The organism is Ruminococcus intestinalis, from assembly GCF_014288065.1.
GTDB classification, from domain to species: domain Bacteria; phylum Bacillota; class Clostridia; order Oscillospirales; family Acutalibacteraceae; genus Ruminococcoides; species Ruminococcoides intestinale_A.
Map to the genome: position 1 here is coordinate 403,850 of NZ_JACOPS010000001.1, position 13,862 is coordinate 417,711.

Consider the following 13,862-nt stretch of genomic DNA (forward strand, 5'->3'; position numbering starts at 1 on the left):
ATTAAAATACTTCATCAGCGGGAGGTAAAGAGATGTATTCACCGCAGATTCAAAAGCCGAGAGTGCTTTCTGTTTCACAAATAAATTTTTATATAAAGTCAATTATCGAGAATGACGGCAGTTTGCAGTTTGTGCTTGTAACGGGTGAAATCTCTAATCTTACCGTGCACCAACGCAGCGGTCACATTTACCTTTCGCTTAAAGACAGCAATTCAGTTATAAGTGCCGTTATGTTTGCAGGCAACGCAAGACGACTTAGGTTCCGCCTTGAAAACGGAATGAAAGTAATTTGTCGTGGCAGAATTTCTGTATATGAGCCGAGCGGCAGGTATCAGCTTTATATTGAAGATATGCAGCCAGACGGTGTGGGTGCGCTTACGCTTGCTTTTGAACAGCTTAAAAAGAGCCTTGCTCAAAAAGGACTGTTTGACAATGCGCATAAAAAGCCGCTGCCGAAATTTCCTAAAACAATCGGCGTCATAACTTCTCCCACGGGTGCGGCGGTTCAGGATATAACGAATATTATCAGACGAAGATTTCCGAGTGCGGATATAGTGCTCGCACCTGTGCTTGTTCAGGGAGAAAGTGCGCCCGAGCAGCTTGTGCGTGCCGTAAATAAATTCAGTGCAAGCAAGATTGCCGATGTGGTTATCATAGGCAGAGGCGGCGGTTCTGCCGAAGACTTATGGGCGTTTAATGACGAACAACTTGCGTATGCGGTCTATAATTGCGAAACTCCCATAATTTCTGGTGTGGGACACGAAACAGATTTTACTATCTGTGACTTTGTCGCCGATGTTCGTGCCTCTACTCCGTCTGCCGCGGCAGAACTTGCCGTACCCGACAGGCAGGAGCTTATGTCTTACTATTTTAAGCAAAAGCAATATATATCAGCTATGCTTGACAGAAAGATAAAAACGGCGCAGTTAAGACTTGAAAATCAGCAGAGGAGAATGTCTGCGTCATCGCCAAAGCTCAAAGCGGAACAGCTTGAAAAACAGCTTTCGGCAAAGAGCGAAAAGCTGACACGGTTTATGAATATTTATATTTCTGATAAAGAAAATAAGCTTATTGTCGCAAAGGGCAAACTTGACGGTTTGAATCCGCTTAATGTATTGAATCGTGGTTATGCAATCGCCGAAAAGGACGAAAAAATCATTACCTCATCAAAACAGCTTAAAGACGGCGACGATTTCACTGTTATTTTGAGTGACGGTAAAATAAACGCAAAGGTATGTGGTGAATAACTATGGCTTTTACACATCTTCATAATCATACCGAATACAGCTTGCTTGACGGAGCAAGCAGAATAAACAAACTTGTGGAATCGGCAAAGGAAAAGGGACAAACCGCTCTTGCCATTACCGACCACGGTGTAATGTACGGCGTCATTGACTTTTACCGTGCCTGTAAAAAGCAGGGGATAAAGCCTGTTATCGGCTGTGAAGTTTATGTTGCGCCGCACTCTCGTTTTGACAAAACTTCGGCGTATGAAAAGTATTATCATATGGTGCTGCTTTGCGAAAATAACGAGGGCTATCAAAATTTAATTAAACTTGTTTCAAAAGGTTTTACCGAGGGCTTTTATTCAAAGCCGAGAATTGACGATGAGCTTTTGAAAGAATATCACAAGGGTCTAATCTGCCTTTCTGCCTGTCTTGCCGGTGAAATTCCGCAGAATCTGCTTGACGGAAACTATGACGGAGCAAAGCAGAAGGCTCTTTTTTATCAATCGCTTTTCGGTAAGGATAACTTTTTTATAGAACTTCAGGACCACGGCATAGAGGAGCAAAAACGAATTAATCCGCAGCTTATTCGCATTGCCGAAGAAATCGGCGCCGAACTTGTGGTTACAAACGACAGCCATTATATAGATAAAAAGGACAGCTATACGCACAGTATTTTGCTTTGTATCCAGACCAATAAGACGGTAAATGATGTGGACAGAATGGAGTTTAAAACGAGCGAGTTTTACCTTAAAACAGAGGAAGAAATGCGCTCACTCTTTCCAAATCTGCCGCAGGCATATGATAATACACAGAAAATTGCCGACCGCTGTAATGTTGAGTTTGAGTTCGGCGTGCGTAAACTGCCACGATTTGATGTGCCGAATAACGAAGATCATTACGAGTATTTTCGCCGAAAATGCTATGAGGGTCTTTACAGACATTACGGAGAAAATCCCGATAAGTCTTTGATTGACCGACTTGAATACGAACTTGCAACTGTTTCAAAAATGGGTTTTGTCGATTATTACCTTATCGTAAATGATTTTGTACAGTATGCAAAGAGTGAAAAAATCCCCGTCGGACCTGGCAGAGGTTCGGGTGCAGGTTCGCTTTGCGCCTATTGCATAGGAATTACAGCGATTGATCCGATCAAGTATAATCTTCTTTTTGAAAGATTTTTAAACCCTGAGCGTGTAAGTATGCCCGACTTTGATGTCGATTTCTGTACCGAGCGCCGAGGAGAAGTAATTGACTATGTAGTGCGTAAATACGGCACGGACAGAGTTGCGCAGATTATATCATTCGGTACTATGGCGGCAAGAGGTGCTATAAGAGATGTCGGCAGAGTGCTTGCAATTCCGTATGCCACCGTTGACTCGGTTGCCAAACTTGTACCTATGGAATTAAAGGTTACTATAGATTCCGCACTCAAGGCAAGTCCCGAATTAAGACATCGCTATGAAGAGGACGAACAGACAAAGCAATTGCTTGACATTGCAAAGAGCATTGAGGGAATGCCAAGACACGCTACAATGCACGCCGCAGGTGTAGTAATTACCGACCGTCCCGTATCTGATTATGTTCCGCTTTCAAAAAATGATGACAATGTGGTAACACAGTTTACCATGACCACACTTGAGGAGCTCGGTTTGCTCAAAATGGATTTTCTCGGACTTCGCAATCTTACGGTAATTGACTATGCGGATAAACAGATACGAAAAAATCATCCCGAGTACAATCCCGATAATATAAACGATAAAGACGAAAAAGTTTTTGCTATGATTTCTCAAGGCAATACGGAGGGTGTGTTTCAGTTTGAAAGCCAGGGTATGAAAAATGTTCTTATGCGACTAAAGCCCGATTCGATCGAGGATTTAATCGCCGTGGTTTCGCTTTATCGACCCGGACCTATGGACAGTATTCCCCGTTACATCGACTGCCGCCACAATCCATCGCACATTACCTATAAGCACCCGTTATTAAAGCCTATACTTGAGGTTACCTACGGCTGTATTGTCTATCAGGAACAGGTAATGCAGATTTTAAGAGTGCTTGCAGGTTTCAGTCTTGGCAGAGCGGATATTGTTCGCCGTGCCATGAGTAAAAAGAAAGCCGCAGAAATGGCAAAGCAAAGAGAGATTTTTCTTCACGGCATTACAGATGAAAACGGCAAAGTAATTGTTGACGGTTGTATTCGCAGAGGTATTGACGAGAAAATCGCCAATTCAATTTATGACGAAATCGAAAGTTTTGCTTCTTACGCTTTCAATAAGTCACACGCAGCGGCATATTCTATGATTTCATACAAAACCGCATATTTAAAATGTCATTATCCGCAGGAGTATATGGCGGCATTGCTCACAAGTGTGCTTGATAACCAAAACAAACTTGCAGCATATATAGGCGAATGTCAGCGGCTCGGAATAAAAGTTTTGCCTCCGAGTGTAAACGAAAGCGATCTCGGCTTTACTGTCAGCGGTAACAATATACGCTACGGATTGCTTGCAATCAAAAATCTCGGCAGAGCTTTTATTGATCAGATAATTAAAGAGCGCAGATTAAAGCCTTATACAAGCCTTTATGATTTTTGTAAAAGACTTTGCGGCAAAAATATGAACAGCCGTGCTATAGAAAGTCTTATAAAGTGCGGTGCGCTTGACGGACTTGGCGCTAACCGCAGACAACTGCTTGCAATAAGCAAAACCGTGCTTGACGATGTTGAATATGAGGCTAAAAAGAATCAAGGCGGACAGCTTTCGTTTTTTGATATGGGTGACGACAGTACAAAGGCTACATCAGAACCCCAACTGCCTGATTTGAAAGAATTTTCGACTGATGAGCTTTTGAGAATGGAAAAGGAAATAGCAGGCATATACCTAAGCGGCCACCCTGCAGATAATTACAGCCTTTATTCCGAGAGAATGAAAGCCGACAGAATAGGCGAAATTATAAATGACGAAACAGGACGCTATCCCGACGGCAAGAAAGTGCTGATTGTAGGTATTATTTCCAAAGTGAAAACTCAACTTACCAAAAGCAACAAACTTATGGCTTTTATAAATATAGAAGATAAGTACGGCATAATGGAAGCGGTTGTTTTCCCGAATGTGTATGAAAAAAGCACTATTCTTTTAAATGAAAACATACCCGTTATTATAAAAGGCACATTGAATTTTAAAGAAAACGAAGAACCGAAAATAATTTGTGACAGCATTGCAAAAGCCTTTAATAATGAGGAATGTAAAAATATGTCTGCCGCAAATTACGAACAAAACAGGGCAGCGGCAGAACATAAAAGCGCATATCAAAAGCCTTATGTACCGCAGGCACTTTATTTGAGGATTGATGACCTTAATACGGATATGTACCGTCGAGCAAAGAGAGTTACGGATATTTTCGACGGCAGAACACCGATTATTTTTTATCTTACCGATTCAAAACGCAAGGTAAAAGCCCCTGCAAATATGTGGGTGAGCCTTAATGATGTTATGATAAAAGAGCTTAAACATCAGCTTGGTGATGAAAATGTAGCGGTAAAATAAACAAATTCTTTATAAAATCACTATCGAAAACATATAAATTTACCTTTTAGCTATTGCAAAATTCGTTTAATAGGTATATAATACTATATATGATATTCACTTTAACGCATAAAAACTTTAAAGCATATGTTTGTTTAAGTGCTAAAGTGAAAACGGGAGGACAAATTTTTATGAAAATGACAAAAAGAATTTTGGCAACCGCAACAGCAGCGCTTACAGTAACAGCTGCACTCGCAGGCTGTACAGGCGGTACTTCATCAACAACTTCAAAAGCTGCTCCTTCACAGGCAGACGCAAACAAAGTATATAATATCGGTATTTGTCAGCTTGTTCAGCATGAGGCTCTTGACGCCGCAACTAAGGGCTTTAAAGACACTCTTACTGAAAAACTCGGCGCAGACAAGGTTAAGTTTGACGAGCAGAACGCACAGGGCGATTCGGCTACTTGCGCTACAATCTGTAACCAGTTTGTTTCTTCAAATTATGACCTTATTCTCGGTAACGGTACTGCGGCTCTTCAGGCTGCATACACGGCAACACCGTCTATTCCTATTCTCGGTACTTCGATTACAGACTACGGCACAGCTCTTGATATGGCAGAGTGGACAGGCGTTTCGGGTATGAATGTATCCGGTACAACAGACCTTGCTCCGCTTGACAAGCAGGCTGATATGCTCAAGGAACTTTTCCCTGACGCTAAAACAATCGGTATTCTCTATTGCTCGGCAGAGGCTAACTCAAAATATCAGAGTGATACAATCACACCTTTCTTTGAGAGTGCGGGCTACACTGTAAAGACATATTCATTTGCAGATTCAAACGATGTTGCGGCTGTAGCAAAGACAGCTTGTGACGAAAGCGATGTTCTTTACATTCCTACAGATAACACAGCGGCTTCAAATACAGGTATTATCGACAATACTGCAACAGCTGCAAAAACTCCTATCATCGCAGGTGAAGAGGGTATTTGTAAGGGTTGCGGTGTTGCAACACTTTCTATCAGCTACTATGAACTTGGTCAGAAAACAGGCGATATGGCTTATGATATTCTTGTAAACGGTGCCGATATAACTTCTTTAAAAGTTGAGTCAGCTCCTAATGTTACCAAGAAATATGTAAAGAGCCGTTGCGATGCTTACGGAATTACAATTCCTGACGATTACGAGGCTATTGAGGAGTAATAATCCTTAATTTATAAATTAAAAAACGGTGGGGTGCCGTGAAAGCGACACCCCAATCTTTTATGTATTGGTGGTTTTTATGGAATTTTTAGCAGAATACTTCGGTTCTCTTAATCCTGCAAACTTTCTTGCGGCTTTGCCGGGTAATATTGCGCAGGGTATTATCTGGGGACTTATGGGTCTTGGTGTTTTTATTACCTACAAACTTTTGAATTTTGCCGACCTTAGCGTTGACGGTTCTTTTGCAACAGGCGGTGCGGTTACCGCTGTTATGCTTATTAACGGCTGTTCTGTATGGGTAGCGCTTATAGTTGCTATTCTTGCGGGCATTGCGGCAGGTCTTATAACGGGACTTTTACATACTTTGCTCGGTATTCCCGATATTCTTGCAGGTATTCTTACGCAGATTGCGCTTTATTCAATCAACTTGAACATTATGGGAAGGTCAAATCTTCCTATCAGCTACAGAAACTATGCGCTTGTAATTTCCGCAAGCGATATTAATTTATCAATTATCATCGCCCTCGGAATTGCGGCTATTGTTATTGCGGCTATGTATTGGTATTTCGGAACAGAACAGGGCTCTACAATCCGTTCAACAGGTTCAAACCCTGCTATGAGTAAGGCACAGGGCATTAATATCAATGTCGCAAAAGTAATTGCACTTGCGCTTTCAAACGGTCTTGTTGCTCTTGCAGGCTCACTTTTTGCACAGTACCAGGGTTTTGCCGACATCAATATGGGCAGAGGCGCTATCGTAATCGGTCTTGCCGCAGTTATTATCGGTGAAGTCCTCGGCGAGGCTATCTTCCGTAAGCGTATGAACTTTGTTGTAAAAATGCTCTTCGTTATTGTGGGCGGTATTCTTTATTATATTGCAATGGGTATTGTTCTTTGGCTCAAGATGCCGACAGACGATACAAAGCTCTTCACAGCAATTATAGTTGCAATCTTCCTTGCAGTACCTTATTTACAAAAGAAGAGTAAAACCTCCTTTAAAAAGGTAGCTAAAATGAATTTAAAGGCTAACAAGGCAAACGGAGGCAGTGACAATGCTTGATATTATTAATATTCACAAAACCTTTAACAAAGGCACAATAAATGAGAAGGTTGCACTTGACGGTGTAACACTTCACTTAAACGAAGGCGATTTCTGTACAATAATCGGCGGCAACGGTGCGGGTAAGTCAACTACACTTAATGCCGTTGCCGGTGTATGGCCTGTTGACAGCGGTCAGATTCTTATTGACGGCGTAGATGTAACGGGACTTCCCGAGCATAAAAGGGCAAAGTATCTCGGCAGAGTTTTCCAAGACCCTATGACAGGTACTGTTGCCGATATGGAAATTTTGGAAAACCTTGCTCTTGCGGCAAGAAGAGGCAAGAAAAGAGGTCTTAGCTGGGGCGTTAAGAAATCCGAAAAAGAAGAATACAGAACACTTTTAAAGCAGTTTGAACTCGGTCTTGAGGACAGAATGACATCAAAGGTAGGTCTTCTTTCGGGCGGACAGCGTCAGGCAATCACCCTTTTAATGGCTACAATCAATAAGCCTAAACTTTTGCTTCTTGACGAGCATACTGCGGCGCTTGACCCTAAGACTGCGGCAAAGGTGCTTGAACTGAGCGATAAGATTATTGCCGAAAATAACCTTACAGCCCTTATGGTTACACATAATATGCACGATGCGATTGTGCACGGTAACCGCCTTATTATGATGGGCAACGGAAAGGTTATACTTGATATTTCAGGTGAAGAAAAGAAAAAACTCACCGTTGACGACCTCTTGCAGAAGTTTGAAAAGGCGAGCGGTTCTAAACTTGAAAATGACAGAATGCTTTTGAGCAAAGGCGAAAAATAAGATTTTACTTTTGTCAAATTTGATTAAAATTTTATTTCACAGCAACGGGGCTGTTTCATCTTCACAAATGAAACAGCCTTTTTGTAAATACTTTATAATTTTCATCATTTTTTAATTTTTATGTAACTATTTTGCGATACAAGAATTGTAATTGTCGAAATCAATAAAAAAATATATTATAATTCCTTTATGTAAATTAGAATACTCCGAAATCTTGTAAAATATGATGTTGAAGATAAGTGACTGAGGTGATAAGGTTATGAAAAAAGCTTTAATTATTTCTCACTCTGTGCAAAGTGCCGAGGCTCTTTCACAGCTGCTTAAAATTGAGTATTTTACGCAGATTTCTATTGCTGAAAATTCTAAAACAGCAAAAAAACTTGTTGAGAACGATGAGTTTGACCTTATCTGTATTAATGCACCTCTTGCAGAGGAAAGCGGTATTGAGCTTTCCGTGCATTTTGCGAGAGTAACCCGTTCAAGCGTGGTTATTATTGTTCCTCAAAAAAACGCAGACGATGTAAACGATGCTTTGACCGAGCACGGTGTGCTTGTAATAGCCAAACCTATTAATAAGCATTTGTTTCATCACTATTTGCAGTTTACGGAATGTTTCAGAATGAGAATGTTGACCGTAAACGAGGAAAATGAAAAGCTCCGCCATATTGTGGAGGATATGAAGATAATAAACAGAGCCAAGCTTCTGCTTATTACCTGCCTTAATATGACAGAACAGGAAGCACATCGCTACCTTGAAAAACAGGCGATGGATATGAGAATGAGCAAAATGCAGATTGCAATGCAGGTTATTAAAACTTACGAAAACTAATTATGCAAAATTTCTGAAAGGAATGTGTATTTATGAGCCGTAAAGCATATTTGATACTTGAAAACGGAACTGTTTTCGAGGGCAAATCATTTGGTGCAGAAAAAGAAACTATGGGAGAATTGGTTTTTACTACAGCTATGACCGGTTATCTTGAAACACTCACCGACCCTTCTTATTTCGGTCAGGTGGTTATTCAGACTTTCCCTTTAATCGGTAACTATGGTGTAATTCCCTCTGATTTCGAGAGCAAAGTGCCCTCACTTAGAGGTTATATTGTAAGAGAATGGTGCCAAGCTCCCTCTAACTTCCGTTGCGAGGGCGATCTTGACACCTTTTTAAAAGAGTCCGATATTCCGGGCATCTACGGACTCGACACCAGAGCGCTTACAAGAATTGTTCGTGAGTATGGTGTGCTTAACTGCAAAATCGCTTATTCGGGCGAAGTTACCGAAGAAGAGCTTGCAGAGATTAAGGCTTATAAAATCGAACAGGCTGTAGAGAGCACAACAATCAGCGAAAAAGAAGAATTCAAAGCTGAAAACGGCGACCTCAATGTTGTTCTTATGGATTTCGGTGCAAAGCACAACATAGGCAGAGAGCTTGTTAAGCGTGGCTGCAATGTTACGGTAGTACCTGCTCATACAACAGCAGAGCAGATTAAAGCTATGAATCCTGACGGCATTATGCTTTCAAACGGTCCGGGAGATCCATCGGACAACACTGCAATTATTGCCGAGCTTAAAAAGCTTTGCGAATATAAAATTCCTACATTCGGTATCTGCTTAGGACATCAGCTTTTGGCACTTAGCCAGGGCGCTAAGACAGAAAAACTTAAATACGGCCACAGAGGAGCTAACCAACCTGCAAAAGAGGTTGAAACAGGCAGAGTTTACATTACTTCACAGAACCACGGCTATGCTGTTGTAAGCGACAGTATGCCTGAAAATGCTGTAGAGAGTTTTGTAAACGGCAATGATGATACTTGTGAGGGTGTTAAGTATACAAATATGCCTGCTTTCTCTGTTCAGTTCCACCCGGAGGCTTGCGGCGGTCCGCACGACACAGCGTTTTTGTTTGACCGTTTCATTGATTTGATGAAAAACAACAAATAAAACTATCCATAATTTATATACGAATTTGATTTTTAAATAAGGATAAGGAATGATTTTATGCCACTTAAAAGCAACATTAAAAGAGTTATGGTAATCGGTTCGGGTCCGATTGTAATCGGTCAGGCTGCTGAATTTGACTACGCAGGCACACAGGCTTGCCGTGCGCTTAAGGAAGAGGGACTTGAGGTTATTCTCGTAAACTCTAACCCTGCTACCATTATGACAGATAATGCAATGGCTGATAAAATTTATATCGAGCCGCTTACACTTGAAACAGTTAAAAGAATTATTAAAAAAGAGCGTCCCGACAGCCTTCTTTCCACACTCGGCGGTCAGACAGGTCTTACACTTTCTATGCAGCTTGCAAAGGAAGGTTTCCTCGATAAATACGGAGTTCAGCTCCTCGGCGCTAATCCCGAAACAATTGACAAGGCAGAGGACAGACAGATGTTCAAGGACACAATGCTTGAAATCGGACAGCCTGTTATTCCGTCACTCGTTGTAAACGATGTTGAGTCTGCGGTAAAATTTGCAGATGAAATCGGCTACCCTGTAATTATTCGTCCTGCATTTACACTCGGCGGTACAGGCGGCGGTATCGTAAATGATGAGGAAGAATTAAGAGAGATTACTTCAAACGGTCTTGAGCTTTCACCGATTACACAGGTTCTTGTAGAGAAATGTATTTCGGGTTGGAAAGAAATAGAGTTTGAGGTAATGCGTGACAGCGACGGCAATGTTATTACTGTCTGCTCAATGGAGAACTTTGACCCTGTCGGCGTACATACAGGCGACAGTATCGTTATTGCTCCTACCGTTACTCTTGCAGATAAAGAGTATCAGATGCTCAGAAGTGCGGCGCTCGATATTATCTCTGCCTTAAAGGTAGAGGGTGGCTGTAACTGCCAGTTCGCACTTAATCCGGAAACATTTGATTATGCCGTAATCGAGGTAAACCCAAGAGTTTCCCGTTCATCGGCTCTTGCTTCAAAGGCAACAGGTTATCCTATTGCAAAGGTAGCGGCTAAAATTGCTATCGGCTACACACTTAATGAAATCAAGAATGCCGTAACGGGTACAACATACGCTTGCTTTGAGCCTGCTCTCGACTATGTTGTAGTTAAATTCCCAAAATGGCCGTTCGATAAATTTGTATATGCAAACCGCACACTCGGTACTCAGATGAAAGCAACAGGCGAGGTTATGGCTATTGCTCCTACATTTGAGCAGGCTATTATGAAGGCTGTAAGAGGTGCAGAGATTTCTCACGATACACTCGATGATAAGGAATTTGCTCAACTTTCAAATGCGTCTGTTTACGACAGATTAAGCGTTTGCGATGATAAGAGAATTTTCTGCGTATATGAGGCACTCAAGAGAGGCATTACTGTAGAGCAGATTCACGAAGTTACACTTATTGACGAGTGGTTCTTGGAGAAACTCAAGAATATCATTGCTGTTGAGAATGAGCTTAAAAACAGCGAGCTTACAGATGACCTCTACTACAGAGCAAAGAAAATGGGATTCCTTAACAGAACTATTGAGGCTATTACAGGTAAGAAATGCGAAAAGAACCTTTTGCCTGTATATAAAATGGTTGATACCTGCGCCGCTGAATTTGAGGCACAGACACCTTACTTCTACTCAACCTTTGATAAGGAAAACGAGGCAGAAGAGTTTATTAAAAATAATAAATCAGATAAAAAGACAGTTATCGTATTCGGTTCAGGCCCTATCAGAATCGGTCAGGGTATCGAATTTGACTATGCGTCGGTTCACTGCGTATGGGCACTTAAAAAGGCAGGCTATGATGTTGTTATCGTAAACAACAACCCTGAAACCGTATCTACCGACTTCGACACTGCCGACAGACTTTACTTTGAGCCGCTTACAACAGAAGATGTTATGGGTATCATCAATACAGAAAAGCCATACGGTGTTGTAGTAGCATTCGGCGGTCAGACAGCTATCAAACTTACAAAGCATATGAGCGACTGCGGTGTTAATATTCTCGGTACTTCATATGATGCCATTGATATGGCAGAGGACAGAGAGCGTTTTGACGAACTCCTTGAGAAATACCACATTAAGCGTCCGAGAGGCGTAACGGTTATGACAACCGATGAGGCTCTTGAGGTTGCCGAAACAATCGGCTATCCTGTACTTCTCCGTCCGTCTTATGTACTTGGCGGTCAGAATATGATTATCGCATTTAACGAGGCTGATGTTAAGGAGTATATGGCTATTATTCTTGCACAGAATATAGAGAACCCAATCCTTATTGATAAATACTTACAGGGTACAGAGCTTGAAGTTGACGCTATATGTGACGGTGAGGATATTCTCATTCCGGGTATTATGGAGCATATTGAGAGAGCCGGTATCCATTCCGGTGACTCAATCGCTGTATATCCTGCTTGGAATATTTCTGACAAGATGACACAGACAATCATTGAAAGTTCTAAGAACCTTGCTATTGAGTTACAGACAAAGGGTCTTGTAAATATTCAGTACCTTATCTATAACGATGAGCTTTATGTAATTGAGGTAAATCCCCGTTCATCAAGAACAATTCCTTATATCAGTAAGGTTACAGGCGTACCTATGGTTGACCTCGCTACAAGAGCAATGCTCGGCGAAAAGCTCAAGGATATGGGTTACGGCACAGGTCTTTACAGAAAGAGCCCTTACATTGCAGTAAAAGTTCCGGTATTCAGCTTTGAAAAACTTATCAATGTTGATAACCACCTCGGACCTGAAATGAAGTCAACAGGTGAAGTTCTCGGTGTTGCAGGCACTCTTGAAGAGGCTCTTTATAAGGGACTTATCGGTGCAGGTTACAAGATGAAGAAAAACGGCGGTGTATTTATTACTGTTCGTAATTCCGATAAGGCAGAAATCGGCGAAATTGCCAAGAAGTATTATGACCTCGGCTTTAAGATTTATGCTACAGAGGGTACAGCAGCCGTACTTAAGAAATACGGTATTGACGCTGTTGCCGTAAAGAAGATTCACGAGTGCAAGACAGACAACACACTCACACTTATTGAGTCGGGTAAGATTCAGTATGTAATTTCAACTTCCGCAAAGGGCAGAATTCCGTCAAGAGATTCTGTTAAAATCCGCAGAAAGACAGTTGAGAGAAACATTCCTTGTCTTACAGCTCTTGATACCGCAAACGCACTTGCGGATTGCCTTAAGAGCCATTATTCACAGCACAGTACAGAGCTTATAGATATTAACCATATGAGGGATGAAAAAGAAATGCTTAAATTTACAAAGATGCAGGGCATCGGTAATGACTATATTTATTTCAGCACTTTTGATCAGGAAATCAACAATCCGGAGGCTCTCTCTGTAAGACTTTCAGACAGACACTTCGGTATCGGCGGCGATGGTATTATTCTTGTTTGCCCATCTAAGGTTGCTGACGCTAAGATGAAGATGTACAACCTTGACGGTTCAGAGGGCAAGATGTGCGGTAACGGTATCCGTTGCGTGGGTAAGTTCCTCTATGACCACGGTATGGTTGATTACAAGGAGAAAGACGAAATCACAATTGAAACCCTTTCAGGTATCAAGAGCCTTAAGGCTTACACAACCAACGGTGAGGTAACAAGCCTTAGAGTAGATATGGGCAAGGCAATTCTTGATCCAAAGGAAATCCCTGTTGCAATGAATAAGGACAAGATTGTAAACGAGCCTGTTACAATCGGCGACAAGGAATATAACATTACCTGCGTATCTATGGGTAATCCACACTGCGTTGTATTTATGGATGACATTGACAATCTTGACATTGAAAAGATTGGTCCTATGTTTGAAAACGATAAACTCTTCCCGGAGAGAGTTAATACAGAATTTGTTACAGTTCTTGACGACCATACAATCAAGATGAGAGTATGGGAGAGAGGTTCAGGCGAAACATGGGCTTGCGGTACAGGCGCTTGTGCGGTAGCTGTTGCGGCTTGTGAAAACGGCTTCTGCAAAAAGGGCGACGATATTAAAATCAAGCTCAAGGGCGGTGACCTTGTCATCAATTACACAGACGAAACCGTATATATGACAGGTAACGCCGAAAAAGTATTTGAAGGAGAGATTGAGGTATAA

Annotated in this window: 8 protein-coding genes; all 8 read left to right on the plus strand. The window is 41.6% G+C overall.

Annotated features, from left to right (window positions below; genetic code table 11):
• Positions 1-32: 32 nt before the first annotated feature.
• Positions 33-1,247, plus strand: coding sequence for an exodeoxyribonuclease VII large subunit (xseA, locus tag H8R91_RS02005; RefSeq protein WP_186934658.1), 1,215 nt, complete (start codon positions 33-35; stop codon positions 1,245-1,247).
• Between the two features lie 2 nt (positions 1,248-1,249).
• Positions 1,250-4,771 carry a DNA polymerase III subunit alpha gene (locus tag H8R91_RS02010; protein WP_186934659.1) on the plus strand — a complete coding sequence of 1,174 codons (3,522 nt, stop codon included), beginning with the start codon at positions 1,250-1,252 and terminating at the stop codon, positions 4,769-4,771.
• Between the two features lie 170 nt (positions 4,772-4,941).
• Positions 4,942-5,952: an ABC transporter substrate-binding protein gene (locus H8R91_RS02015; RefSeq protein ID WP_186934660.1), complete on the plus strand. Its 1,011-nt coding sequence runs from the start codon at positions 4,942-4,944 to the stop codon at positions 5,950-5,952.
• Positions 5,953-6,031: 79 nt separating this feature from the next.
• Positions 6,032-7,012 carry an ABC transporter permease gene (locus tag H8R91_RS02020; RefSeq protein WP_022235514.1) on the plus strand — a complete coding sequence of 327 codons (981 nt, stop codon included), beginning with the start codon at positions 6,032-6,034 and terminating at the stop codon, positions 7,010-7,012.
• Positions 7,005-7,811, plus strand: a complete 807-nt coding sequence (locus H8R91_RS02025) for an ABC transporter ATP-binding protein (protein WP_186934661.1) — start codon at positions 7,005-7,007, stop codon at positions 7,809-7,811. The genes H8R91_RS02020 and H8R91_RS02025 overlap by 8 nt, the downstream gene beginning before the upstream one ends.
• 259 nt (positions 7,812-8,070) lie before the next feature.
• Positions 8,071-8,640, plus strand: coding sequence for an ANTAR domain-containing response regulator (locus H8R91_RS02030; protein ID WP_186934662.1), 570 nt, complete (start codon positions 8,071-8,073; stop codon positions 8,638-8,640).
• A 32-nt stretch (positions 8,641-8,672) separates the two neighbouring features.
• The gene (locus H8R91_RS02035; RefSeq protein WP_186934663.1) at positions 8,673-9,752 is read left to right on the plus strand and encodes a carbamoyl phosphate synthase small subunit; all 1,080 of its coding nucleotides are present in this window, start codon (positions 8,673-8,675) and stop codon (positions 9,750-9,752) included.
• 57 nt (positions 9,753-9,809) lie between these two features.
• Positions 9,810-13,862, plus strand: a complete 4,053-nt coding sequence (gene carB / locus H8R91_RS02040; RefSeq protein ID WP_186934664.1) for a carbamoyl-phosphate synthase large subunit — start codon at positions 9,810-9,812, stop codon at positions 13,860-13,862.

Excerpts from the sequence above, each read along its gene's own strand:
- H8R91_RS02025 (WP_186934661.1), top strand. The coding sequence starts at position 7,005 with ATGCTTGATATTATTAATATTCACAAAACCTTTAACAAAGGCACAATA.
- H8R91_RS02010 (WP_186934659.1), top strand. The coding sequence starts at position 1,250 with ATGGCTTTTACACATCTTCATAATCATACCGAATACAGCTTGCTTGAC.
- H8R91_RS02020 (WP_022235514.1), top strand. The coding sequence starts at position 6,032 with ATGGAATTTTTAGCAGAATACTTCGGTTCTCTTAATCCTGCAAACTTT.
- xseA (WP_186934658.1), top strand. The coding sequence starts at position 33 with ATGTATTCACCGCAGATTCAAAAGCCGAGAGTGCTTTCTGTTTCACAA.
- carB (WP_186934664.1), top strand. The coding sequence starts at position 9,810 with ATGCCACTTAAAAGCAACATTAAAAGAGTTATGGTAATCGGTTCGGGT.
- H8R91_RS02035 (WP_186934663.1), top strand. The coding sequence starts at position 8,673 with ATGAGCCGTAAAGCATATTTGATACTTGAAAACGGAACTGTTTTCGAG.
- H8R91_RS02030 (WP_186934662.1), top strand. The coding sequence starts at position 8,071 with ATGAAAAAAGCTTTAATTATTTCTCACTCTGTGCAAAGTGCCGAGGCT.
- H8R91_RS02015 (WP_186934660.1), top strand. The coding sequence starts at position 4,942 with ATGAAAATGACAAAAAGAATTTTGGCAACCGCAACAGCAGCGCTTACA.